This is a genomic window from Nocardioides pinisoli (assembly GCF_024199985.1).
Lineage (GTDB): Bacteria > Actinomycetota > Actinomycetes > Propionibacteriales > Nocardioidaceae > Nocardioides > Nocardioides pinisoli.
Genome location: NZ_JANARS010000001.1, coordinates 424121 through 447131, shown reverse-complemented (window position 1 = coordinate 447131; position 23011 = coordinate 424121). Strand labels below are relative to the sequence as shown.

Here is a 23011-nt window from a genome sequence, read left to right as displayed (position 1 = left end):
ACCACACATCGATGTCTGTCAATATTGATCTGTGTCGAAGTCTGAGCTGACCCTCACCCCCGTCGAGACGGTGGCCTGCTGCTCCCCGCTGGTCCGCGAGCCGCTGTCGGCCGACCGGGCCGAGCGGGTGGCGCCCCTGCTGAAGGCCCTCGCCGACCCCGTTCGGCTGCGGCTGGTCTCGATCGTCGCGGCGAGCGAGGGGGGCGAGGCCTGCGTCTGCGACCTCAACGACGCCTTCGACCTCTCGCAGCCGACCATCAGCCACCACCTCAAGGTGCTCCACGAGGCCGGCCTCCTCGACCGGACCAAGCGCGGCGTGTGGGTCTACTACGCCGTACGACGTGAGGTGCTGGGCGACCTCGCCGCGCTGATCGGCGGCGGGGCGTGAGCGCCCGCGGCGGTGCCAAGGTCGTCGAGCGGCTCTCGACGCTCGACCGGTTCCTCCCGCTGTGGATCGGCCTCGCCATGGTGGCCGGGCTCCTGCTCGGCCGCTGGGTCCCGGGCCTCGACGAGGTGCTCTCGGCGGTCGAGGTCGACGGGATCTCGCTCCCGATCGCCGTCGGCCTGCTCGTGATGATGTACCCGGTCCTGGCCAAGGTGCGCTACGACCGCCTCGACACCGTCACCTCCGACCGGCGCATGCTCGCCTCGTCGCTGGTGCTCAACTGGGTGCTCGGCCCCGCGCTGATGTTCGCGCTGGCCTGGCTGATGCTGCCCGACCTGCCGGAGTACCGCACCGGCCTGATCATCGTCGGCCTGGCCCGTTGCATCGCGATGGTCATCATCTGGAACGACCTCGCGTGCGGCGACCGCGAGGCCGCCGCCGTGCTGGTCGCCCTCAACTCGGTCTTCCAGGTCATCGCCTTCGCCGGGCTCGGCTGGTTCTACCTCGAGGCCCTGCCCTCCTGGCTCGGCCTCCCGGGAGCGGCGCTCGAGGTCTCCGCCTGGCAGATCGCGAAGTCCGTCCTGGTGTTCCTCGGCGTGCCGCTGCTGCTCGGCTGGCTGTCTCGCACCTACGGCGAGCGCCTGCGCGGCCGCGAGTGGTACGAGTCGACCTTCCTCCCCCGCGTCGGTCCCTGGGCGCTGATCGGCCTGCTCTTCACGATCGTCGTGCTCTTCGCCCTCCAGGGCGAGCAGGTCACCAGCCGTCCCCTCGACGTCGCCCGGATCGCCCTGCCCCTGCTGGTCTACTTCGCGCTCATGTGGGGCGGCGGCTTCCTGCTGGGCCGCGCGCTCGGCATGACGTACGAGCGCACCACCACGCTCGCCTTCACCGCGGCGGGCAACAACTTCGAGCTCGCCATCGCGGTCGCGATCGCGACCTTCGGCGTGACGTCGGGACAGGCCCTGGCCGGTGTCGTCGGCCCGCTCATCGAGGTGCCCGTGCTGGTCGCCCTCGTCTACGTCAGCCTCGCCCTGCGCGAGCGCTGGTTCCCCCACCAGAGTCCGACCCCGCCCGTCCAGGAGAGCGCCCGATGACCACACCCACCGTCCTGTTCGTCTGCGTCCACAACGCCGGTCGCTCGCAGATGGCCGCCGGCTGGCTGCGGCACCTCGGCGGCGACGGCGTCGAGGTGCTCTCGGCCGGCTCGGCGCCCGCCGGGACGATCAACCCCGTGGCCGTCGAGGCAATGGCGGAGGTCGGCATCGACATCGCCGCGCAGCAGCCCAAGCTCCTCAGCGACAGCGCCGTGCAGGCCTCCGACGTCGTGATCACGATGGGCTGCGGCGACGCCTGCCCCTTCTACCCGGGCAAGCGCTACGAGGACTGGAAGCTCGACGACCCGGCCGGCCAGGGCATCGAGGCGGTGCGGCCGATCCGCGACGAGATCCGGCGCCGCGTCGAGGAGCTCCTCGCGTCGCTGGCCTGAGTCGTCAGGCGCTGGCCCGCCGCACGAGCGTCGGCGGGATGATCACCCGCATCGGACGGCTGGAGCCGGGGTCGTCGACGCGCTCGAGCAGCAGCCGGGTCGCCCGCTCGGCCATCTCGTCCACCGGCTGCCGCACGGTGGTGAGCGCCGGGGTGGTGCGCTCGGCGACGCCGAGGTCGTCGAAGCCGACGACGGCGATGTCGTCGGGCACCCGCCGGCCGAGCTCGGCGAGCACGCGCAGCGCCCCGAGGGCCATCAGGTCGGAGGCGACGACGAGGCCGTCGAGGTCGGGGTGCCGGTGCATCAGCGACCGGGCCGCGGCCTCACCGCCGTCCTCGGTGAAGTCGCCGTGCTCGATCGCGTCGGTCGCCAGGCCCGCGGCCGACATCGCCTGGCGCCACCCGGCGAGCCGGTCCTCGGCCGCGGTCATGTCGGCGGGGCCGGCGATCGTGCCGATGCGGGTGCAGCCACGCTCGATGAGCAGCTCCGTGGCCTGTCGCTCGCCGGCGACGTTGTCCACGTCGACGTACGCCACCCGGTCGCCGCCGGTCCACGGACGGCCGCCGAAGACGCAGGGCAGGCCGATGTCGGCGAGGTGCTCGGCGAGCCGGTCGTCGCGGTGGTGGGAGGTGACCAGTGCGCCGTCGACGTGGCGGGCGGTCAGGTAGCGCAGGGTGCGGGCGGTCGAGGCGCCCGGCCGCGCGAGCAGCAGCACCAGCTGGATGTCGCGCTCGGCGAGCACCCGGTTGACCCCGCGCAGGGTGCCCGCGAAGAAGGGGTCCGAGAAGACCCGGTCGTCGGGCTCCGGCACGACCACGGCGATGGAGTCCGTACGTCGCGTGACGAGGCTGCGGGCCGCCGGGTTGGGGACGTAGCCGAGCGTGCGCACGGCCGAGTCGACGGCCGACTGGGCGCGCGCGCTGACGCGCTGGCCGCCGTTGATGGCGCGCGAGGCCGTCGCCCGGGAGACGCCGGCGACCCGCGCGACCTCGTCGAGGGTGGGCTGACCCACACTGGCAGGGGTGCGCGGGTTGGTCACCCGCGGCACGTTAGCCGCCGGACCCGTCGTGCGCAGGCAGACTCCCGGTGCGGGCGAGGTCGGCGTACCAGTAGGCGCTCGACTTGGGCGTACGCCGCTGGGTCGCGTAGTCGACGTGGACGAGCCCGAAGCGCTTGGCGTAGCCGAAGGCCCACTCGAAGTTGTCGCAGAACGACCACTGGAAGAACCCGCGCACGTCGACGCCCTCCTCGATCGCCTGGTGCACCGCTCGGAGGTAGGCGTCGAGGAAGGCGATGCGGTCGGGGTCGTGGACCCGGCCCTCGTCGTCGAGCCGGTCGTCGAAGGCCGCGCCCGTCTCGGTGAGGTGGATCGGCAGGTGCGGGTAGTCGTCGTGGAGCCGGCGGAGCAGGCGGTGCAGGCCGTCGGGCTGGATCTCCCACCCCATGTCGGTCAGCGGCAGCCCGCGGCTGGGGAAGGTGACGTGCTCGGAGCCGGGGAAGGGCGAGAGCGCCACCCGGGCGGGGTGGTCCGCGCCGATGCCGACGACGTCCGTCCGCGGGTGACCCGAGACCTCGTTGCCGTGGTAGTAGTTCACGCCCAGCACGTCGATCGGGGCCGAGATCACGTCGAGGTCGCCGTCGCGCACCACGTCGAGCCAGGGCCGGTCCTGCCACGTCAGGGCCGCGGTGTCCTCCAGCACGTCGGAGGGGTAGGAGCCGCGGAAGATCGGGTCGAGGAAGAACCGGTTGTGCAGCCCGTCGATGCGCCGCGCGGCGTCGACGTCGACCGGGTCGCTCGGGTCGCTCGGGTCGGGCACCGTCAGGTTGAGGCTCAGGCCGAGCCGGTCGGCGCCGCGGTCGCGCAGCTCGCGGGTCGCGAGGCCGTGGGCGAGCAGCAGGTGGTGGCCGGCGACCAGGCCGGCCGCCCCCTCCTGGCGCCCGGGGGCGTGGTGGCCCGCGGAGTAGCCGAGGAAGGCCGAGCACCACGGCTCGTTGAGGGTGGTCCAGGTCGGCACCCGGTCGCCGAGCGCCTCGTGCACCGAGACGGCGTACTCGACGAACCGGTGGGCGGTGTCGCGGTTGGTCCAGCCGCCCGCGTCCTCGAGGACCTGCGGCAGGTCCCAGTGGTAGAGCGTCAGCCACGGCGCGATCCCGTGGGAGAGGAGCTCGTCGACGAGCCGGTCGTAGAACGCGAGCCCGGCTGCGTTGACCGGTCCGGCGTCCGGGCGCACCCGCGGCCAGGCCACCGAGAAGCGGTAGGACGTGGCGCCGAGGTCGGCGAGCAGGGCCACGTCGGCCGGCATGCGGTGGTAGTGCTCGCAGGCGACGTCGCCGTTGTCGTCGTTGAGCACGGCCCCCGGCAGGTGGGAGAAGGTGTCCCAGATCGACGGCGTGCGTCCGTCCTCGGCGACGGCCCCCTCGATCTGGTAGGACGCGGTCGCCATCCCCCACACGAAGTCGTGCGGGAAGCTGACCCTGGTGGCCGGGACGGCCCCGGTCGTGGTCTGGATCGTGGTGGGAACGCTCATCCCTTGACTGCTCCTTGCATGATGCCGGCGACCATCTGGCGGCCGGTGAGGACGAAGAGGACCAGCAGCGGCACCGTCGACAGCGTGGCGCCGGCGAGCACCAGGCTGTAGTCGACGTAGTAGCCGCTCTGGAGCTGCTGGAGGGCGATCTGGACCGTCGGGTTGCTGGCGGGCAGCACGATCAGCGGCCAGAAGAAGTCGGTCCAGGTGGCCATGAAGGTGAACAGCCAGAGGATCCCGGCGGCCGGACGCGCCGCCGGCAGGGCGACGGTCCAGAACGTCCGGAAGAGGGAGCACCCGTCGACCCTGGCGGCGTCGACGAGCTCGTCGGGGACCGCGTCGAGGAGGTACTGCCGCATGAAGAAGACGCCGAAGGCGGTGACCAGGCTGGGCACGATCAGGGCCCACACCGACCCGACCCAGCCGAGCTTGGCCATCACGATGAAGAGCGGGATGACGCCGAGCTGGGTGGGCACCGCCAGGGTGGCGACGACGAAGACGAGCATCGGGGTGCGGCCGCGGAAGCTGAGCTTGGCGAAGGCGAAGCCGGCCAGCGTCGAGAAGAACACGACCGACGTGGCGACGGTGCCGGAGACGATGAGGCTGTTGAACATCGCCTTCCAGAACGGTACGGCGTCGATCGCCCGCTGGGCGTTGTCCCAGAAGTGGCCGCCGGGGAGCAGCGGTGGCACGCGCTTGGTGAGCACCTCGCGGCTGTGCGAGCCGACGAGGAAGGACCAGTAGAGCGGCGCGCACGAGCCGAGCACGAACGCGGTCAGCAGACCGTAGACCAGGAAGCCGGGGCGACGGTTCATCGGCGGACCCCTTTCTTGGCGTGCCCCTTCATCGCGCCGGCACGGCGGCTCAGGAGCAGGTTGAGCAGGGCGAAGACGATGATGATCAGGAAGAGCAGCCACGCCACGGCCGACGCCATGCCGAGGTCGCGCACCCGCCAGCCGAGCTCCCAGAGGTACATCGTGAGCGTCTGGTACTGCCGGTCCGCGCCGCCCAGGCCCTGGGTGTCGAAGAGCCGGGGCTCGGCGAAGATCTGCAGGCCGCCGATGGTGGAGGTGATGATCACGAAGATCACGGTCGGGCGGATCATCGGCACGGTGATCGAGACGAACTGCCGGACGCGACCGGCCCCGTCGAGCGCCGCCGACTCGTAGACGTCACGGGGCACGGCCTGCATGGCGGCCAGGAGGATCAGCGCGTTGTAGCCGGTCCAGCGCCAGTTGACCATCGACGCGATCGCGACGTGGCTGGCCAGCGTGTCGACGTGCCAGCGGATGGGGTCGAGCCCGATCCACTGCACGAGCTCGTTGGCCAGGCCGTAGCGGTCGCCGAAGACGTTGCCGAAGATCAGCGCCACCGCGGCCGGCGCCACGACGAAGGGCAGCAGCACGCTCATCCGCCACAGCGTCCGGGCCCGCAGCTGGGTGTCGAGCAGACCCGCGAGGGCGAGGGCGATCAGCACCTGCGGCACCGAGGACAGCACGAAGATGCTGATGGTGTTGCGCAGCGCGTTCCAGAAGTAGCGGTCCTCCAGGACCCGGCGGTAGTTGTCCAGGCCGCTGAAGGCGCCCTGCCCCGACAACAGGCCCCAGTCGTGCACCGAGACCCACGCCGTGTAGCCCAGCGGGAACATCCCGACGACCAGGAACAGCAGGAAGAACGGTGACACGAAGACGTAGGGCGTGAGCTTGACGTCCAGCATCGACAACCGCTGACGCCACTCCGCGCGCGGTGCGCGGTCACGCCGCGGACCGGGCGCGACAGGCCGCGGACCGGTCGGGGACACCGAGGAGGCGCCGGTGTCCCCGACTGGCTGCGCGGCAGCGGATCCTGCCCTCGTCTTCAAGGGTCAGCCGAGCCGCTCGATGTCGGCGAGGAAGGAGTCCCAGGCCTCGTCGGCCGACTCCTGACCCTCGTCGACACGCTGGATGGCCTGTTGGAACGCCGTGTTGATGTCGGCGAACTTCGGTCCCTTGTGCGCGATGAACGGCACTGCCTCGGCGCGGTCGGCGAGGATCTCGCCGGTCGGTGCGTCGTTGAAGAACGCGTTGGTCGATCCGGTCAGCGCCGGGTCGTCCAGGGCCTCGGCCTGGCTGGGGAACGTGCCCTTGGCCTCGAACGCCTTGATCTGCTGCTCGGGAGCGGTCAGCCACTTGGCCAGCTCCTTGGCCTCCTCGACGTTGTCGCCCTGCGCCGGGACGGTGAGGTAGGAGCCGCCCCAGTTGCCGCCCCCGCCGGGGAAGACGTTGGCGATGTCCCAGCCCTCGACGCCGTCGGCGTTGCCCTCGATGACCCCGAGCATCCAGCCCGGGCAGGCCATCGTGGCGAAGCCGTTGTCCTGGAAGGACGCGGTCCAGTCCTCGCTCCACTGCGTGAGGCCGGTGGACAGGCCGTCGGCGGCGTTGGCGGTGATCGTGTCGAAGACCTCCTTCACCTCCGGGTTCTCCGCGGCGATGACGGTGTTGTCCTCGTCCTCGAAGGAGTACTCGACCTGGTTGATCATCGCCTGCGCGGTGCCACCGGAGGAGTCGTACCAGGCGGTGTCGGGCACCTTCTTCACGAACTGGCGACCGGCCTCGAAGTAGTCGTCCCACGTGCCGAACATCTCGGCGACCTTCTCGCGGTCGGTCGGCATCCCGGCCTTCTCGAAGAGGTCGGCGCGGTAGCAGATGCCCTCCGGGCCGATGTCGGTGCCGTAGCCGATCAGGGCGCCGTCCGGCGTCGTCGCGGCCTCGGTCTTCCAGTCCAGCCAGCGACCCTCGACCTCGGGGTCGGAGAGGTCGGCGAAGGCGTCGGACTGCTCCATGAGCGCCGACCACCAGTCGACCTCGATCGCCTCGATGTCGGAGAGACCCGACCCGGCGGCGAGCTTGGTGTAGAGGTTGTCCTGGTGCTCGTTGGCCGTTCCGGCCTTCTTCTGCTCGACGACGACGTCGTCCTGCATCGCGTTGTACTCCTCGATGAGCTCTTCGTAGCCGAACTCGTTGAAGGTCGCGACGGTGAGCTTGACCTTGCCGTCTGCTGTCGTGCCCTCGTCGTCGCTGCCGCACGCGGCGGCCGTCGCTGCGAGGGTGAGCGCCATCAGCGCGCTCGAGGCGAGTCGGACTCGCCGGTTCCTTGTCTGCACCACTGCACTCCTGCCGTCCTGCGGGGTGCCGGGCTGGTTGCCCGGCCGGGAGGTGGACGTGAGCGGGGGTGAGAGCGCTTCCACTACCGTCCGGCAGTCACTATGACCGCCGTCACACGGCTGTGTCAACGGCTCCGGCAGAACTCGTCCCCGAAATGTGGGAGCGCTTCCACGTGGATCACCTCAGGACCAGCGCAGGACGCCGTCGTCGAGCCGTGCGCGACGGATCGTGCGCGCGTCGTGGAGGTAGCTCTGCTTGAGCGTCCAGGGGGCCCGGGTGCCCTGGCGCGGCAGCGTGTGGACGACCCGTTGCACGTAGCCGGCGTCGAAGTCCATCAACGGCACCTCCTCGACGTCCGGGTCGCGCACGGGGACGACCGACCTGGTCCCGGTGGACCGCAGCCGCGTCAGCAGCCGGACGACGTACTCCGCGACGAGGTCGGCCTTGAGCGTCCAGGAGGCGTTGGTGTAGCCGATGGTGAAGGCGAAGTTGGGCACGCCCGAGAGCATCATCGCGCGGTAGGCCATGGTCCGGCTCGGCTCGACCGGCTCGCCGTCGACGCTGAGCCCGGCGCCGCCGAAGACCTGCAGGTTGAGACCGGTCGCGGTGACCACGACGTCGGCCTCGAGCCGCTCCCCCGACTCCAGCTCCAGGCCGGTCTCGGTGAAGGTGGCGATGCGGCCGGTGACCACCTCGGCCCGGCCGTCCTTGATGGCGCGGAAGAGGTCACCGTCGGGCACCAGGCACATCCGCTGGTCCCACGGGTCGTAGGTCGGGTTGAAGTGCGTGTCGACGGCGTAGCCGGGCGGGAGCTGGGCGACGTTGGTCCTGCGGACGAGCCGCCGCACCAGGTCGGGCCGGCGCCGGCTCGCGCGGTAGAGCGCCGACTGCAGCGCGATGTTCTTCCACCGGGTGGCGACGTAGGACCGCTCCTCCCCGACGAGCCGCGTCAGCCGGCCCTTCACCGCGTCCCGGGCCGGCACCGACAGGACGTAGGTCGGCGAGCGCTGCAGCATCGTCACGTGGGCGGCGCCGCTCCGGGCGAGGGCGGGCACGAGGGTGACGGCGGTCGCGCCCGAGCCGATGACGACGATCCGCTTGCCGGTGTGGTCGAGGTCCTCGGGCCAGTGCTGCGGATGGATCAGCTGCCCGCCGAAGCGCTCCTGGCCCTCGAAGTGCGGCGTGTAGCCGGCGTCGTAGTCGTAGTAGCCGCTGCACGCCCACAGGAAGCCGGCGGTCATCGTGCGCCGCTCGCCGTCGACCTCGGCGGTCACCGTCCACCGCGCGGTGGGCGAGTCCCAGTCGGCCGCGACGACGCGGTGGCCGTAGCGGACGTGGCGGTCGACGTCGTACTCGCGGGCGGTGTCGCGGAGGTAGTCGAGGATCGAGGCCCCGTCGGCCAGCGCGGTGTCGCCGCGCCACGGGCGGAAGCGGTAGCCCAGGGTGTGCATGTCGGAGTCCGAGCGGACTCCGGGGTAGCGGAAGAGGTCCCACGTGCCGCCGCTGACCGCGCGCCGCTCCAGGACGGCGTACGACGTCCCGGGCAGGTCCTTGGCGAGGTGGGCCGCCGCGCCGATGCCCGACAGGCCAGCCCCGATGATCAGCACGTCGACGTGCTCGGCAGTCGTCACCCCTCGAGCCTAGGCGACCGCACCCGGGAAGGTAACTGCGAGTTACGGTCAGCCGGCCACTCCCGGGCGTGGAGCTCCACGAAGCGGGCGAGAAGCCGCACCGGCTCGGTCACCATCGCCTCGCGGGCGGCGGCCTTGAGCTGCTCCCGCTCGTGGGGCTCGTAGTAGCCGTGGGCGCTGTAGGCGTCGATCCGGTCGCAGATCGCGACCGCGTCGAGCTCGGGGTGGAACTGGGTGGCGTAGACGTTGCGCCCGATCCGGAACGCGTGCACCGGGCAGGTGACGGTCGCAGCCAGCAGCACGGCACCGTCGGGCAGCCGGGAGACCGCCTCCTTGTGGCCGAGGTAGGCCGCGAACTCCGCCGGCAGCGTGCCGAAGAGCGGGTCGTCGCGGCCGGCGTCGGTGAGCCGCACGGGCAGGGCGCCGATCGGCTCCCCGAAGGTCCGGTCGACCACGCCGCCCCGCAGGGTGCCGAGCACGCCGATGCCGTAGCAGGCGCCCAGGAACGGGAAGTCCGCCTCGACCACGCGCACGGCCAGCGACCGGAGCTCGGCCTCGGCCCGGCGCTGCGCCGGCGACTTGGCGTCGTCGGGGTCGGACATGTTGAAGGGGCCGCCGCCGAGGATGATCCCGGACCAGTCGTCGAGGTCCACCTCCCCGAGCGGGGTCGCCTCGAGCCGCATCCGGACCAGCTCGTCGGGGCGGAGGCCGCAGCCGGCGAGCACGGCGTCGTACTCCTGCTGGGCGACGTCGTCCTCGGCACGGGTGCCGAGGAAGAGGAAGGGCCGCACCGGGTCAGGCTTGCACGGCGACGCCGGCGTCGATGAGCGCGTCCACGTCCTCGACGCCCCAGGCGGCGAGCGCCTCGCGGGTGTGCTCACCGGGCAGCGCGGGCGCGCTGCGGATGGTGGAGGCGGTCCGGGAGAACCGCGGCGCCGGCGCCGGCTGGGTGGTGCCGCCGTGCTCGACGAAGGTCCCCCGCGCCGCGAGGTGCGGGTGGGCGGGCGCCTCGGCGAGCGGTACGACGGGCGCGACGCAGGCGTCCGTGCCGTCGAAGACCTCGGCCCACTCGGCCTGCGTGCGCTCCTTGAACCTGCGGGTCAGGGCTTGCCTGATCGCACGCGAGCTGGCCGGGTCGTCGCGGTCGGGCAGGTCGACGCCGATGCGCTCGACGAGCGCGGCCCAGAACTGCGGCTCGAGCGCGGCGACGCTGACGTGCTCGCCGTCGGCGGTCTCGTAGAGGTCGTACCAGGGGGTGCCGCCGTCGAGCAGCCCGGAACGGCGGGTGCCGGTGTCGAGGCCGAGGGCGGCGAAGGTGGAGGCCATGGCGTTGAGGTGGGCGGTGCCGTCCACGATCGCGGCGTCGACGACCTGGCCGCGACCGCTCGCGCGGGCCTCGAGCAGCGCGGCGAGGACGCCGATGACGAGGTAGGTCGAGCCGCCGCCGAAGTCGCCGAGCAGGTTGCTCGGGAAGTGCGGGCGGTCGCGGTCCTGGCCGAGGCCGTGGAGGGCGCCGGCGACGGCGATGTAGTTCATGTCGTGGCCCGCGGCCCGGCTCCACGGGCCGTCCTGGCCCCAGCCGGTCATCCGCGCGAAGACCAACCGCTCGTTGCGGGCACGGCAGTCGTCCGGACCGAGCCCGAGCCGCTCCATCGCGCCGGGGCGCATCCCCTCGACGAGCACGTCGGCGCGCTCGACGAGGTCGAGGACCGTCCGCACGGCATCCGGGTGCTTGAGGTCGAGCGCGACGCTCGGCCGGCCACGGTTGAGCACGTCCTTCTCGCCCATGCCGAACATCCCGCCGCCCGGCCGGTCGATGCGCAGCACGTCGGCGCCGAGGTCGGCCAGCAGCATGCACGCGTGCGGTCCCGGCCCGATGCCGGCGACCTCCACCACCCGCACCCCCCGCAGCGGCCCGGTCCCCTGCCCCAGCTCGTACGTCATGCGCCGATCATGACAGCACCGCTGTCACCGTGGGCTGGTCCGTGTGGGCCAGCGGCGGACTCCCCGCTCGAGCGGGGAGTCCGCCACTTCGTGGGGGTTGCAACCCCCTCCAGGTGTCGGACTCCCCTGCCCAGTCCCGCGGCCGGCCCGACCTCGAAGGCTTGCAACTCGTTGCATAGGTCGGGCACCATGGCCCGCATGGCCCTCGAGCACGCCCTCCTCGTCGCGCTGAGCGAGCGCCCGGCGAGCGGGCTCGAGCTCACCCGGCGCTTCGAGAAGTCGCTGGGCTTCTTCTGGCACGCCACCCACCAGCAGATCTACCGCGTGCTGGGGCGGATGGAGGCCGACGGCTGGGTGGGCGTCGAGGTCGTCGAGCAGGACGGACGACCGGACAAGCGCGTCCACACGCCCTCGGCCGAGGGGCGACGCGTGCTCGCGGAGTGGCTGGCCACGCCGATGCCGATGGAGACCTTCCGCAGCGAGCTGGCGGTCAAGCTGCGCGGAGCGTCGTACGGCGACCGCGCCGCGCTCGCGGCCCACCTGCGCGACGCGCGCGCCGACCACGCGACCCGGCTCGCGCAGTACGAGCAGATGGAGCGCGAGCAGTTCCCCGAGCCGGCCGCCCTCGAGGGGGCCGCGCTCGACCAGTGGCTCGTGCTGCGCGGCGGCATCGGCCTCGAACGTTTCTGGATCGACTGGATCACCGACTACCTGACGGCTCACGACCTCGAGGTCGTGGAAGAGAGGCCCGCATGACGCACCCCCGCTACCCCCACCTCCTCGAGCCGATCACCCTCGGCACCGGGCCCGACGCGCTGACGCTGCGCAACCGTGTCGTCATGGGCTCGATGCACACCGGGCTCGAGGACCACCCCTGGGACATCGACAAGCTCGCGGCCTTCTTCGAGGAGCGGGCCCGCGGTGGTGTCGGCCTGATCATCACCGGCGGCTACGCGCCCACCAAGCGCGGCTGGCTCAAGCCGTTCGCCAGCGAGATGACCAACCGCCTCCACGCGATGCGGCACCAGCGGGTCACCGGCGCGGTCCACGAGGCCGGAGGGGCGATCGCGCTGCAGGTGCTGCACGCCGGGCGCTACGGCTACCACCCGCTGTCGCAGAGCGCGTCGGACAAGAAGTCGCCGATCACGCCGTTCAAGCCCAGCGCCATGTCGAGCAAGGAGGTCGACCACACCGCGACCGCCTTCGCCAAGAGCGTCGCGCTCGCCCGCAAGGCCGGCTACGACGCGGTCGAGATCATGGGCTCCGAGGGCTACCTCATCAACCAGTTCCTGGCCGCGCGCACCAACGACCGCGACGACCAGTGGGGCGGCTCGCCCGCGCGCCGCATGCACTTCGCCGTCGAGGTCGTACGCCGGTCGCGCGAGCTGGTCGGCCCCGACTTCCCGATCGTCTACCGGATCTCGCTGCTCGACCTCGTCGAGGGCGGGCAGACCTGGGAGGAGACCGCCGAGCTGGCGCTGCACCTGCAGGCCGCCGGCGTCACCGTCTTCAACACCGGCATCGGCTGGCACGAGGCGCGGGTGCCGACGATCATCACGCAGGTCCCCCGCGGCGCCTGGCGCTCTCACACCGCGCGCCTCAAGCAGGTCGTCGACGTGCCGGTCTGCGCGTCCAACCGGATCAACACCCCCGAGCTCGCCGAGGACATCCTCGCCGCCGGCGAGGCCGACCTCGTCTCGATGGCGCGGCCGCTGCTGGCCGACCCGGCCTTCGTCGCCAAGGCGATGGACGAGCGCGCCGACGAGATCAACACCTGCATCGCCTGCAACCAGGCCTGCCTCGACCACGTCTTCAGCAACGAGCGGGCGTCCTGCCTGGTCAACCCGCGCGCCTGCCACGAGACCGAGCTCGTGCTGATGCCGACGCTCCGCAAGCAGGCCGTGGCCGTCGTCGGCGCCGGCCCCGCCGGCCTCGCCGCCGCGACGAGCGCCGCCGAGCGCGGCTTCGCGGTGACGCTCTTCGAGGCCTCGCCCGAGCTCGGCGGCCAGTTCCGCCTGGCGATGGCGGTCCCCGGCAAGGAGGACTTCGCCGACACGCTGCGCTACTTCACCCGCCGCCTCGAGGTCCTCGGCGTCGACGTACGCCTCTCGACCGCCGCGACCGCCTCGGACCTCGCCGGCTTCGACCAGGTGGTCGTCGCGACCGGCGTCACCCCGCGCATCCCGCAGATCCCCGGCATCGACCACCCGAGCGTGGCGTCGTACGCCGACGTGCTGAGCGGCGCCGTCGTCCCGGGCAAGCGGGTCGCGGTGATCGGCGCCGGCGGCATCGGCGTGGACGTGAGCGTCTTCCTCACGCACGAGGAGGAGGACCTCGACGACTGGATGGCCCACTGGGGCGTCGGCGACCCGGCCCTCCACGAGGGCGGGCTGACCGAGGCGAAGCCCCGCACCCCGGCGCGCGAGGTGACGCTGGTGCAGCGCAAGACCACGCCGATCGGCATCGGCCTCGGCAAGACGTCGGGCTGGGCCCACCGCGCCGTGCTCAAGCAGTCGAAGGTGACGATGGTCAGCGGCGCGACCTACGACCGGATCGACGACGAGGGCCTCCACGTGACCGTGGACGGAGTCCCGCGCGTCATCAAGGCCGACACGATCGTGGTCTGCGCGGGCCAGGACTCCGTGCGGGACCTCTACGACGACCTCGACCGGTCAGGCCTCCACCTCATCGGCGGAGCAGACGTCGCCGCTGAGCTCGACGCCAAGCGCGCGATCAAGCAGGGCACGGAGGTCGTCGCGGCGCTCTGACGCCGCGCGGCTCCCGCTCCGGCTACTCCTGGCGCACCACGATCCGGGTGCCGCTCGGGACCACGACCACGTCCTCCTCGTGGGCCGCGACGTCGACCAGCACGTCGAAGAGGTCGCGCATCGAGACGAAGCCGGCGATCTCGTCGCGGTCGAGCACCGGCAGGTGCCGGACCTGGGCCTCCACCATCCGCCGGGCCGTGTCGAGGATCCGGTCGTCCGGGCCGGCGGTGACGAGGTCGGTGGCCATCACGTCCTGGGCGGTCACGTGGTCGGGGTTCGCCCCCTGGGCCAGGTGGTGCACCACGTCGCGCTCCGACACGACCCCGACGAGGTGCCCGCCCTCGACGACCCCGAGGGCACCGATGCCGTCGGCGGCCAGCGCCTCCGCCACCTCGAGCAGCGAGGCCTCGCCGGGCACGGTCGCCACGGGCCACACCATCACGCGGGCGACGACGTCGGTGGGGTGCATGCTGCGTCTGCTGCTGGTGTGCACGGTGGCCTCCGCTCGGCGGTCTGCTGCTGGTCCGAGCCTCCCCTGTCGCCGCCGCCGGCAGCAGGGGCGTTGGTCCCCGGCCGGGCAGGACCAAGGTGCTCCTGCTGCCCGGAGCACCGGGCGATACGTTGGAGCCGTGCCGCCTCAGCAGCCCCCGTGGGCAGACTCGTACGCGCCCGGGGTGCCGCTGCACCTCGACTACGGCGACACCACGGTGCTCGACCTGTGGGAGGGCGCGGTCCGACGACACCCCGACCGGCCGGCGCTCGACTTCCTGGGCCGGACCTCGACCTACGCCGAGGTCGACGACGAGGTGCGCCGCGTGGCCGGCGGCCTGCGCGCGCTCGGCGTACGTCCCGGCGACAACGTCGCCCTCGTGATGCCGAACTGCCCGCAGAACGTCATCGCCTTCTTCGCGGTGCTGCGGCTCGGCGCCACCGTCGTCGAGCACAACCCGCTCTACACGGCAGCGGAGCTGCGGCACCCGTTCGCCGACCACGGCGCCCGGGTCGCGATCGTGTGGGACAAGGTGGTGCCGGTCGTCGAGGAGCTGCGCGCCGGCTCGGCCCTCGAGCACGTCGTCGCCGTCGACATGACCACCCGGCTGCCGTGGACCAAGCGGCTCGCGCTGCGCCTGCCGATCGCGAAGGCGCGCGCCGCCCGCGACCAGCTGACCTCGCCGGCGCCCCGCGCCATGCCGTGGGACGAGCTCGCCGCGGCCGCGCCGCTCGACGAGGCGCACCCGCGGCCGGACCGCGATGACGTCGCACTCCTGCTCTACACCTCCGGCACGACGGGCGTGCCGAAGGGCGTCCCGCTGCTGCACCGCAACCTCGTCGCCAACGTCGTCCAGGGCCGCGCCTGGGTGTCCGGCCTGGAGGACGGCGAGGAGACCTTCCTGGTCGCGCTGCCGCTGTTCCACGCGTACGGCGTCACGGTGAGCGTGCTGCTCGGGGTGGCGATCGCCGCGAGGCTGGTGCTGCTGCCCAAGCCGGAGATCGGCCTGATCATGGACGCCGTCGGGCGCGAGGTGCCGAGCTTCGTGCCCGCGGTGCCCCCGCTCTACCAGCGCATCGTCGACGAGGCCGAGCGTCGCGGCGTCTCGATCCGCGGGATCCGCTACGCCCTGTCGGGGGCGATGCCGCTGCCCGCGGCGCTCGTCGAGCGCTGGGAGGCCGCAACGGGCGGGCTGCTCGTCGAGGGCTACGGCCTCACCGAGACCTCACCGGTCATCGTCGGCAACCCGATGACAGGCGCGCGGCGCCCGGGCGCCATCGGGGTGCCCTTCCCCGACGTGGACATCCGGGTCGCGGACCCCGAGGACCTCGACCGCGAGGTGCCCCAGGGTGAGCGCGGCGAGCTGCTGGTGAAGGGTCCGCAGGTGTTCTCCGGCTACCGCGGCCTGCCGGAGGAGACGGCGGCCGCCTTCCACGACGGGTGGTTCCGCACGGGTGACGTGGTGACGATGTCGCCCGACGGGTTCCTGACGGTCGTGGACCGGATCAAGGAGATCATCATCACCGGCGGATTCAACGTCTACCCGTCCGAGGTCGAGGCCGTGATCCGCACCCACGCCGGGGTCGTGGACGTGGCAGTGGTGGGCCTGCCGCACGACGACGGGGGCGAGGAGGTCGTCGCCGCGGTCGTGCTCGTCGAGGGCGTGCCGGTGCAGCCCGACGAGCTGCGCGAGCACTCCCGCCAGGGGCTCACGCCCTACAAGGTGCCGCGCCGGGTCGTGTTCGTGGACGAGCTGCCGACCAACCCGATGGGAAAGGTGCTGCGCCGCGAGGTCGTGGCCCGGCTCCAGCCGGTCCGCGACTGACTCCTCCGAGGCCCGCCCGACGGGTGGATCGGTGCCGCATGATGGAGGCATGGCCAGTGCCGAGGTGACCGCGACCGGCGTCGACGAACGGACCCTGCGGTCGCTGCGGTGGTGGAACCTCGCGCTCACGGTGCTCCACCTCGGGCAGGCGGTCGCGGTGCTCGTGCTGGCGACGGACTTCGCGATCACGATCACCCAGACGCTGCCCACCGGCCCGCCGGGCTCGACCCCGGCCTCGCCCGAGGCGCTCGTCGACCTGCCGATCGGTGCCACGATCGCGGTCTTCCTCCTGCTGGCGAGCCTGGACCACCTGCTCACGGCCACCGCCGCGCGACGCACCTACGAGCGCGACCTGCGGGCCGGGATCAACCGGTTCCGCTGGATCGAGTACGCCGTCAGCGCCACGATCATGGTCGTGCTCATCGCGCTCTACTCGGGCGTCGTCGACATCGCGGCCCTCATCGGCATCATCGGCGCCAACGTGGCGATGATCCTCTTCGGCTGGCTCCAGGAGTCGGCCAACCCGCCCGGCAGCGCGACCCGGACGATGAAGCCCTTCTGGTTCGGCTGCGTCGCCGGAGCCGCGCCGTGGATCGCCATCGGCTTCAACATCGTCGCCGCCGAGGAGGTGCCCGGCTTCGTGGTGGGGATCTTCGTGTCGCTGTTCGTCTTCTTCAACAGCTTCGCGCTGAACCAGTGGCTGCAGTACCGCGAGGTCGGGCCCTGGCGCAGCTATGCGTTCGGCGAGAAGGCGTACCTCGTGCTGAGCCTGGTGGCGAAGTCCGCCCTCGCGTGGCAGATCTTAGGCGGGTCGCTGGCGTCGTAGGCGGCGGGAGCGCCCTCGTCACCCGGCGCCCACGAGCAGCATCGTCCCGGCGAAGACGAGGCCCGACGCGATCAGCGTGACCAGGGTGTAGCCGAGGATGTCGCGGATCTTCAGGCCGGAGATGGCCAGCACCGGGAGCGCCCAGAAGGGCTGGATCATGTTGGTCCACTGGTCGCCGTAGGCGATCGCCATGATCGTGACCGAGGGGTCCACGCCCAGGCGGGCTCCGGCGTCGAGCATCACCGGTCCCTGCACGGCGAACTGCCCGCCACCCGAGGGCACGAAGAAGTTCACCAGCCCCGCCGAGAGGAAGGCCAGCAGGCCGAAGGTCGACGGCCCGGCCGTGTCGACGAGGAAGTCGGAGAAGACGGTGATGAGCCCCGAGGTGGCCATGATGCCCATGATCCCGGCGTAGAGGGGGAACTGCAGCAGGATCTCGCCGACGTTGGCGGCGGCGTTCTTGACGAGCGCGACCAGCTCCAGCGGGCTGCGCACGAGCAGGAAGATCAGCGCGAGGAAGGTCCAGTTGACGACGTCGAGGGTCGCCGTGCCGCCGTCCGCGTAGTGGATCACCAGGTAGGCGACCAGGGCCAGGCCCACCAGCATCGTGAGGACGCGGCTCGCGTCGACCCGGTCGGCCGGCGTGACGACCTCGTCGAGCACGACGGCGTCGCCGAACCGTGCGTCCGGCGTCAGCTCGATGACCTCGTCGCCCGCACGCGGCGCCACCAGGGCGAGCCCGATCCCCACGGCCAGGATGGTGACGACGATCGCGACCAGGTTCCACCACGCGAAGGTGGTCTCGCTGATCGGGATCGTCTCCCCGAGCTGCTCGGCGATGAAGGAACCCTCGGTGGCCGCCGTGAGGGTGCCGGAGCCGGAGTAGCCCATGTGCCAGATGACGTAGCCGGAGTAGCCCGCGGCCACCAGCAGCGGGAAGTGCAGCGCCAGCCCCTTCTCCCGCCCCTGCCGCGCGACCTCGACGGCCAGCAGCACGCCCACCACGAGGCCGAGGCCCCACGTGATGAGGGAGGCGACGGCGGCGACCCCGAACACGAACAGGTAGCCCTGCAGGGCCGTCCTCGGCAGCCCGCCCAGCGTGGCGAGGAGCCGCCGCACCGGGCCCGTGTTGGCCAGCGTGTGGCCCAGCAGCAGGATCAGCGCCATCTGCGTCATGAACGCCAGCAGGCCCGAGAGCCCGTCACCCCAGCCCCGTACGACGTCGACCGGGCCGGTCTCGGTCAGCAGCAGCGCCAGGATCGCCACGACGAAGGTCAGCACGATGGCGAAGACCAGCGCGCTCGGGATGAAGCGCTCCACCACGGAGTTGACCGGCCGCATCATCCCGGAGAGTCCCGGAGATCGTTCCTTCACGTTGGCGCTGGGCATGACGATCTCTCCTCGTCCTCGAGACACGGGGTCGGGGGTCACCCTCGGGGCGGCCCGGGACGGATGTCAAGGCGGACGGAGACGCGCTCGCCGTCAGCCGGCGCGGGGTGCGGTGAGGGACTGCATGCGACGGAACGCCGTGGTGAAGCCCTCGACGATCTGCTCGTGGTCGGGCACCAGCCCGACGTCGGCGGCCAGACCGACGAAGACCTTGCCGTCATAGCTGTAGATCGTGAAGCTCATCGCCTGGTCGGCCGTCGTCGGCGCCCACCCCATCATCCCCTCGACCTTGCGGCCCACGACGTAGAGCGGGGCCCGCGGGCCGGGGACGTTGGTCAGGACGCCGACGGCACGGTTGGCCATGAGGTCGATGGCGACCCGGTAGAGCCGCCCGCCCAGCCGCGAGAACACGGCCTGCACGCCGAAGTCGACGACCGCCTCGTGGCCGCGCTTGATCCGGCCCATCCGCCGGCGCACGACCTCGAGCGTGCGGAGCGGGTCGTCGTGGTCGGTGGGGAGCTCGAGCTGCACCAGGGCGAAGCTGTTGCCGAGCTCGACCGGCAGGCTGGGGTCGAAGGGCTTGAGGTTGACCGGGACGTCCCAGGTCACGCTGTGGCACATGGCTCCGTGCCCGTGCAGGTAGGCACGCAGCGTCTGGGCCACGCAGGTCAGCAGCACGTCGTTGACCGTGGCGTCGTTGGCGTGGGCGAGGGCCTGCACCTCGACCAGGGGGATCGGCGGCGACCACGAGATGGCCTTGTGCTCGCCCACCGGGCCGGACCACCCGGTGGTGTCGTTGCGGGTGCCCAGGACGAGCTTGCGGACCGTGTCGACGTCGCCCGGCACCCCCGAGACGGCCGACGAGATCCCGGTGGGAACCCGCAGCGCGGACCTGGCCCCGGACCGCACCGAACCGGCGAGCGACGCCGAGAGGCTCAGGGCGGTGTGGGCGGCTCCCACCGGGTTGGTCACCGCGCCGCGCGCGAGACGGCGCGGGAGGCCGAGACCGTGGACGGGCAGGGACGTGGTGGTGGTCGAGGTGGTGGTGGAGGTGGTGGCCGGCGGGGCGGCGGGCACGGCGTGGCCCCGCCCCCGGGACGCACGTCGCGGGGCGGCCCCGTCGGGGGCGGGGTCGAAGACGCTGAGGGTCAGCTGCACCATGCGGATGCCGTCGGCGATGGCGTGGTGGGCGCGGAACAGCACGGCGCTCCCGCCGTGGAAGCCGTCGACGAAGGTCGCGTGCCACAGCGGCTGGCTCCGGTCGAGGGGCACGGTCCGCTGCGAGGCGATGAGCGCCTGGAGCTCTGCATCGCCGCCCGGCTCGGGGAGCACGACACGCTCGTGACGGTCGTCGAAGTCCGCGCCGGGGAGCTCCTCCCAGTACCACCCGTCGCCCTCCCGCACGACCACGCTGCGGAAGACCGGGTAGCGGTCCCACAGCCGTTCGCGCGTCACCTCGCGGTAGCGGTCCCAGTCGATGGGCTCCGCGGTCCAGAAGAGGCTGTCGACCATCATGAGGTTGCCGGGCTGGTCCATCTCCAGCCACAGGGCGTCCTGCACGCCCAGCCGTTGTCGCGCGTCCATGCTGCCCTCCCTGACCTGCCCGGTCGTCGACGTGCCTAATCCTCTGCCCTGATGCTCCGCGCCCCCAGTGTCCTCCAGCCTGTGCGGCCCGACGACCCGCCACCAGAGCCGAAGGTCCCGGCCGGGACGACGCGAGCCCGGCGTGTGGACCCTTGTCGCGCCCGGGGCCCGCGGCTATCGTCGGCGGCAGCAACTCGCTCCCGGACACCGGGAGCACCACCCCAGACACCCGGTGGCAGGTCGTTCACACGTCCCGGAGGGTGGGTTATGAGTCGTTTCGTCGACGAGTCGGACAGTCGCGTGGTGGAGCAGGCCAAGGGCGCGCTGATGCTGCGCTACGGCATCGGGTCGTGCGAGTCGCGCGCGGTGCTGGACCGGTGGGCCCGGGAGGCGGAGGCCCCGGTGACGGAGGTGTCCGCCGCGCTGGTCGACGGCATCTGCCTGGGCCGCGACGACCGGGCCGGGGCGTGAGTGTGGCTATTCGCGTCGCGGACGACCCAGCCACCACACACTCCGCGCCCTTGATGCCTCTGTCAGCCCACTTGGGCATGCCCCGCACGGTGACCACGCGACTCGCCCAGCAATAAGCGACACACCTAGCAAGTCCGCTGTGGGCGCGGAAGCGCGCCGCCCATATCGCTGCAGAGGACACGGTTAAGAGGCGTCTAGTGATGTCCAGCCAGGTTGTTCAACCGGGTGATGGGTGGGAGGCCACTAAGGGCTGAGTGGGGCCCGTGGTGGTTGTACTGGTGCAGCCATCCTCCCAGCGCGGCGCGCCGTGCGGACTCGGAGTTGTAGAGCTTCTTGTAGGGGCAGCCGTCGGCCAGGGTCCGGTGGAGTCTTTCGATCTTGCCGTTCGTTTGGGGTCGCCGTGGTCGGGTGCGCTGGTGCTTGATGCCCAGGTCCGCGCAACTGTCGCGCCACAGGTGGGAGACGTAGGCAGACCCGTTGTCTGACACCACACGCTCAACGGTGACGCTGCGCTCGGCGAACCAAGCCACTGCGCGGTACAAGACGCCGGCCGCGGCGACGGCCTTCTCGTCATCGTGGACCTCGGCGTACGCCACGCGCGAGTAGTCGTCGATCACGGTGTGCGCGAAGCAGGTGCCCACCCGGGTCTTGTAGTGCGCAGCCTTCGCGCCCGTGTGGTCCCGCGTTGACTGTCGATTCCAGTCACCTTGGGCCTTGCCGACGAATCGCCAACCCCCACCGTCGGGGATGTTGCCAACCTGGTCACGACGACGTGGATCATCTCGCCGGGTCGTTCGCGCTCGTAACGGCGAGCGGGGCCGCCGGTGACGCGGTCGATGTGGCTGAGTCGGTTGAGCCGACACCGGACCAGGACCGCGTGGACCGTCGAGGCAGGCATGTCCTGCTTGGCTGCTATCTGCACCGGTCCCAGCCGCTGCTACCAACGCAGATGCACAATCCTGCGCACCATCGGCTGCGGGGTCTTCACATGCTGGCGGTGTCGGGCCGAGGGCCGGTCGAGCATGCCGTTCACGCCTTCGTCGCGGTAGCGATCGGCCCACTTCGCGGCAGTACGCCACGAGACGTTGAAGAACTCGGCTGCTCGTGAGAGCGGCCAACCCTCATCGACGATCAGGCGCGCCAGACGGAGTCGATGTTTCGGGGTCAGAGCCGCGTTAGCGTGAGCCATGAAGGCCTCCTCGTGGGTGAAGTCCTAGACAGCTCCACTCCACAGCCGGGAGGCCTTCACCTATCTACGGCTCGCCGTACCCAATCGCACAACGTGCCTGGGCCTCACATCTAGCGGCGTTGTCCAAAACAGCGGACCGGACATACGCTAAACGGAACTGATTCGAGGGCGAGGGGAATCGAAATGGGAACTGATGTTGGGCTCGCGGAAGCGATCGCAGTGCTTCGAGAAGAACTGGTGACAGCGATGGAAGGTGGTTCCGGAGCGCGGGTTCAGTTTGCCGTCGGACCTGTAGATCTAGAGTTCCAGACCGAGGTAGGGCGGGAAGGAGGCGTGGGGGGCAAGGTGAGGTTCTGGGTGGTCGAAGCCGGAGCTGAGGGAAAGGTGAGCTCAGCTTCAACCCAGTTGGTGAAGATCCACTTGCAGCCTATCGACAGCACTACGAAGAAGCCGGTCCTTGTGGCTGAAGGTATCCCTTCCTCGCCGAACTCCCCACCTGGCGGCGCGCGACCTTCTCCCGCGGTGGACTGAGCCGCTGGCGTCAGCGGAAAGACGATGACACTGCCGGAGGAGGTGCTAGGAGGTCTCGGGGACCTCCTAGCCGAGTGCACCGCCCGGATAACGCAAATCGACGGATCGCCACCCGCCGGAGCCGCCTTCTTTGTCAGCGACTCCTTGCTGGTCACCAACAGGCATGTTGTGGGCATGCATGCCGGGGAGGAACCCCAACAGGTCCTCGTGCAGTCCTTCGGCGAAGACGAGCCGGAGACGGGCACGGTTCTGCCGCCCTCCCAGTCGCTCCCCGACCTGGACGTGGCGCTAGTTCAAGTCGCACCGCGACGCGACCGTCCCGCCGTTGCGGTTCACCGTGGCCTGAACCGGGGTGACTACGTTCTGGCTGGCTACCCTCGCGAGGACTTCTACGAATCCATGGACCCGGGCGTCGAGGTCTCGAATCCCATCGGGGGTACCCCGCGCCTGAATCAGAGCACCAAGCGGCCGGACCTTCTACGACTGACTGGCGTCCAGATTCGGCCCGGGCACTCCGGCGGTCCAGTCCTAAGTGCCACGACGGGAGCGGTCGTCGCAGTCACGGTCTACAGCCAAGACATCGACGCCGCTGTTGGTGGCGCAGCGCTACCGATTGAGCTTGCAGCTGCTGCCTACCCTGAACTTGCGCTTCTAGCCGGGGACCCTCCGCCCGCGGCAAGTCGCTACAAAATGATCCTGCGCCGCCAGGGCTGGGAAGCCTTAGGCCTTGTTTGGAGTCCCGACGAGCAGGTCGACGTCTTTTTGACTGGCGACCGAAGCTGTTGGCGAATCGGATTGCGAGCGGGTGCGGAGGGCCCCCC

Annotated in this window: 20 protein-coding genes and 2 pseudogenes; 10 read left to right on the top strand and 12 right to left on the bottom strand. The window is 71.3% G+C overall.

Annotated elements, in window-relative coordinates; translation table 11 throughout:
- Nucleotides 1–31: 31 nt before the first annotated feature.
- Genes NCI01_RS02170 through NCI01_RS02160 form a run of 3 tightly spaced genes read left to right on the top strand, consistent with a single transcriptional unit; the run spans nucleotide 32 to nucleotide 1871 of the window.
- Complete coding sequence (locus NCI01_RS02170; RefSeq protein WP_254179821.1) at nucleotides 32–388, top strand: metalloregulator ArsR/SmtB family transcription factor; 357 nt, start codon at nucleotides 32–34, stop codon at nucleotides 386–388.
- The gene (gene arsB / locus NCI01_RS02165) at nucleotides 385–1479 is read left to right on the top strand and encodes an ACR3 family arsenite efflux transporter (protein WP_254179820.1); all 1095 of its coding nucleotides are present in this window, start codon (nucleotides 385–387) and stop codon (nucleotides 1477–1479) included. Before NCI01_RS02170 ends, arsB begins: the two co-directional genes overlap by 4 nt.
- On the top strand, nucleotides 1476–1871 hold the full coding sequence (locus NCI01_RS02160) for an arsenate reductase ArsC (RefSeq protein WP_254179819.1): 396 nt from the start codon (nucleotides 1476–1478) through the stop codon (nucleotides 1869–1871). Before arsB ends, NCI01_RS02160 begins: the two co-directional genes overlap by 4 nt.
- 4 nt (nucleotides 1872–1875) lie before the next feature.
- Here the strand turns inward: NCI01_RS02160 and NCI01_RS02155 are convergent, their stop codons facing one another.
- The 8 genes from NCI01_RS02155 to NCI01_RS02120 form a co-directional block, all read right to left on the bottom strand.
- Nucleotides 1876–2910: a LacI family DNA-binding transcriptional regulator gene (locus NCI01_RS02155; protein WP_254179818.1), complete on the bottom strand. Its 1035-nt coding sequence runs from the start codon at nucleotides 2908–2910 to the stop codon at nucleotides 1876–1878.
- A 10-nt stretch (nucleotides 2911–2920) separates the two neighbouring features.
- A complete protein-coding gene (locus tag NCI01_RS02150) occupies nucleotides 2921–4399 on the bottom strand; it encodes a GH1 family beta-glucosidase (protein WP_254179817.1) in 1479 nt (492 codons plus the stop codon).
- Nucleotides 4396–5214, bottom strand: a complete 819-nt coding sequence (locus NCI01_RS02145; protein WP_254179816.1) for a carbohydrate ABC transporter permease — start codon at nucleotides 5212–5214, stop codon at nucleotides 4396–4398. Before NCI01_RS02145 ends, NCI01_RS02150 begins: the two co-directional genes overlap by 4 nt.
- A complete protein-coding gene (locus NCI01_RS02140) occupies nucleotides 5211–6116 on the bottom strand; it encodes a carbohydrate ABC transporter permease (RefSeq protein WP_254179815.1) in 906 nt (301 codons plus the stop codon). Before NCI01_RS02140 ends, NCI01_RS02145 begins: the two co-directional genes overlap by 4 nt.
- A 147-nt stretch (nucleotides 6117–6263) precedes the next feature.
- The gene (locus tag NCI01_RS02135; RefSeq protein ID WP_254179814.1) at nucleotides 6264–7541 is read right to left on the bottom strand and encodes an extracellular solute-binding protein; all 1278 of its coding nucleotides are present in this window, start codon (nucleotides 7539–7541) and stop codon (nucleotides 6264–6266) included.
- Between the two features lie 183 nt (nucleotides 7542–7724).
- Complete coding sequence (locus NCI01_RS02130; protein WP_254179813.1) at nucleotides 7725–9173, bottom strand: flavin-containing monooxygenase; 1449 nt, start codon at nucleotides 9171–9173, stop codon at nucleotides 7725–7727.
- Nucleotides 9170–9964, bottom strand: coding sequence for a glutamine amidotransferase (locus tag NCI01_RS02125; RefSeq protein ID WP_254179812.1), 795 nt, complete (start codon nucleotides 9962–9964; stop codon nucleotides 9170–9172). Before NCI01_RS02125 ends, NCI01_RS02130 begins: the two co-directional genes overlap by 4 nt.
- A gap of 4 nt (nucleotides 9965–9968) precedes the next feature.
- Entirely contained in the window at nucleotides 9969–11117 is a 1149-nt protein-coding gene (locus tag NCI01_RS02120) for a CaiB/BaiF CoA transferase family protein (protein ID WP_302181432.1), read from the bottom strand.
- Between the two features lie 198 nt (nucleotides 11118–11315).
- Here NCI01_RS02120 and NCI01_RS02115 point away from each other — a divergent pair, with 198 nt between their 5' ends.
- On the top strand, nucleotides 11316–11873 hold the full coding sequence (locus NCI01_RS02115; RefSeq protein ID WP_254179811.1) for a PadR family transcriptional regulator: 558 nt from the start codon (nucleotides 11316–11318) through the stop codon (nucleotides 11871–11873).
- Nucleotides 11870–13885 (top strand): NADPH-dependent 2,4-dienoyl-CoA reductase, encoded by a 2016-nt coding sequence (locus tag NCI01_RS02110; protein WP_254179810.1) that lies wholly within the window; start codon nucleotides 11870–11872, stop codon nucleotides 13883–13885. Before NCI01_RS02115 ends, NCI01_RS02110 begins: the two co-directional genes overlap by 4 nt.
- 22 nt (nucleotides 13886–13907) lie before the next feature.
- On the opposite strand, the gene NCI01_RS02105 is transcribed toward NCI01_RS02110, so the two are convergent.
- Entirely contained in the window at nucleotides 13908–14354 is a 447-nt protein-coding gene (locus tag NCI01_RS02105; RefSeq protein WP_254179809.1) for a CBS domain-containing protein, read from the bottom strand.
- A 160-nt stretch (nucleotides 14355–14514) separates the two neighbouring features.
- Between NCI01_RS02105 and NCI01_RS02100 the strand changes: the two genes are divergently transcribed.
- Complete coding sequence (locus tag NCI01_RS02100) at nucleotides 14515–16200, top strand: long-chain-fatty-acid--CoA ligase (protein WP_254179808.1); 1686 nt, start codon at nucleotides 14515–14517, stop codon at nucleotides 16198–16200.
- Between the two features lie 49 nt (nucleotides 16201–16249).
- Nucleotides 16250–17026 carry a heliorhodopsin HeR gene (heR, locus tag NCI01_RS02095; protein ID WP_254179807.1) on the top strand — a complete coding sequence of 259 codons (777 nt, stop codon included), beginning with the start codon at nucleotides 16250–16252 and terminating at the stop codon, nucleotides 17024–17026.
- Between the two features lie 18 nt (nucleotides 17027–17044).
- On the opposite strand, the gene NCI01_RS02090 is transcribed toward heR, so the two are convergent.
- Both NCI01_RS02090 and NCI01_RS02085 read right to left on the bottom strand, forming a co-directional pair.
- The gene (locus tag NCI01_RS02090) at nucleotides 17045–18415 is read right to left on the bottom strand and encodes a short-chain fatty acid transporter (RefSeq protein WP_254179806.1); all 1371 of its coding nucleotides are present in this window, start codon (nucleotides 18413–18415) and stop codon (nucleotides 17045–17047) included.
- Between the two features lie 93 nt (nucleotides 18416–18508).
- Nucleotides 18509–19999, bottom strand: coding sequence for a WS/DGAT domain-containing protein (locus tag NCI01_RS02085; RefSeq protein ID WP_254179805.1), 1491 nt, complete (start codon nucleotides 19997–19999; stop codon nucleotides 18509–18511).
- Nucleotides 20000–20266: 267 nt separating this feature from the next.
- Between NCI01_RS02085 and NCI01_RS02080 the strand changes: the two genes are divergently transcribed.
- The gene (locus tag NCI01_RS02080) at nucleotides 20267–20470 is read left to right on the top strand and encodes an ANTAR domain-containing protein (protein ID WP_254179804.1); all 204 of its coding nucleotides are present in this window, start codon (nucleotides 20267–20269) and stop codon (nucleotides 20468–20470) included.
- Nucleotides 20471–20664: 194 nt separating this feature from the next.
- Here NCI01_RS02080 and NCI01_RS02075 read toward each other — a convergent pair.
- Nucleotides 20665–21659, bottom strand: a pseudogene (locus NCI01_RS02075) (IS481 family transposase).
- Nucleotides 21660–21842: 183 nt separating this feature from the next.
- Here NCI01_RS02075 and NCI01_RS22915 point away from each other — a divergent pair.
- Both NCI01_RS22915 and NCI01_RS22910 read left to right on the top strand, forming a co-directional pair.
- Complete coding sequence (locus NCI01_RS22915; RefSeq protein WP_372495062.1) at nucleotides 21843–22190, top strand: trypco2 family protein; 348 nt, start codon at nucleotides 21843–21845, stop codon at nucleotides 22188–22190.
- A 24-nt stretch (nucleotides 22191–22214) separates the two neighbouring features.
- Nucleotides 22215–22739, top strand: a pseudogene (locus tag NCI01_RS22910) (S1 family peptidase); the annotation flags it as partial.
- Nucleotides 22740–23011: the final 272 nt, after the last annotated feature.

What these genes read in the sequence shown, in the direction of transcription:
- NCI01_RS02160 (WP_254179819.1), top strand. Translation starts at nt 1,476, where the DNA reads ATGACCACACCCACCGTCCTGTTCGTCTGCGTCCACAACGCCGGTCGC.
- NCI01_RS02150 (WP_254179817.1), bottom strand. Translation starts at nt 4,399, where the DNA reads ATGAGCGTTCCCACCACGATCCAGACCACGACCGGGGCCGTCCCGGCC.
- NCI01_RS02145 (WP_254179816.1), bottom strand. Translation starts at nt 5,214, where the DNA reads ATGAACCGTCGCCCCGGCTTCCTGGTCTACGGTCTGCTGACCGCGTTC.
- NCI01_RS02140 (WP_254179815.1), bottom strand. Translation starts at nt 6,116, where the DNA reads ATGCTGGACGTCAAGCTCACGCCCTACGTCTTCGTGTCACCGTTCTTC.
- NCI01_RS02120 (WP_302181432.1), bottom strand. Translation starts at nt 11,117, where the DNA reads ATGACGTACGAGCTGGGGCAGGGGACCGGGCCGCTGCGGGGGGTGCGG.
- NCI01_RS02115 (WP_254179811.1), top strand. Translation starts at nt 11,316, where the DNA reads ATGGCCCTCGAGCACGCCCTCCTCGTCGCGCTGAGCGAGCGCCCGGCG.
- NCI01_RS02110 (WP_254179810.1), top strand. Translation starts at nt 11,870, where the DNA reads ATGACGCACCCCCGCTACCCCCACCTCCTCGAGCCGATCACCCTCGGC.
- NCI01_RS02105 (WP_254179809.1), bottom strand. Translation starts at nt 14,354, where the DNA reads ATGCACCCCACCGACGTCGTCGCCCGCGTGATGGTGTGGCCCGTGGCG.
- heR (WP_254179807.1), top strand. Translation starts at nt 16,250, where the DNA reads ATGGCCAGTGCCGAGGTGACCGCGACCGGCGTCGACGAACGGACCCTG.
- NCI01_RS02090 (WP_254179806.1), bottom strand. Translation starts at nt 18,415, where the DNA reads ATGCCCAGCGCCAACGTGAAGGAACGATCTCCGGGACTCTCCGGGATG.
- NCI01_RS02085 (WP_254179805.1), bottom strand. Translation starts at nt 19,999, where the DNA reads ATGGACGCGCGACAACGGCTGGGCGTGCAGGACGCCCTGTGGCTGGAG.
- NCI01_RS02080 (WP_254179804.1), top strand. Translation starts at nt 20,267, where the DNA reads ATGAGTCGTTTCGTCGACGAGTCGGACAGTCGCGTGGTGGAGCAGGCC.
- NCI01_RS22915 (WP_372495062.1), top strand. Translation starts at nt 21,843, where the DNA reads ATGGGAACTGATGTTGGGCTCGCGGAAGCGATCGCAGTGCTTCGAGAA.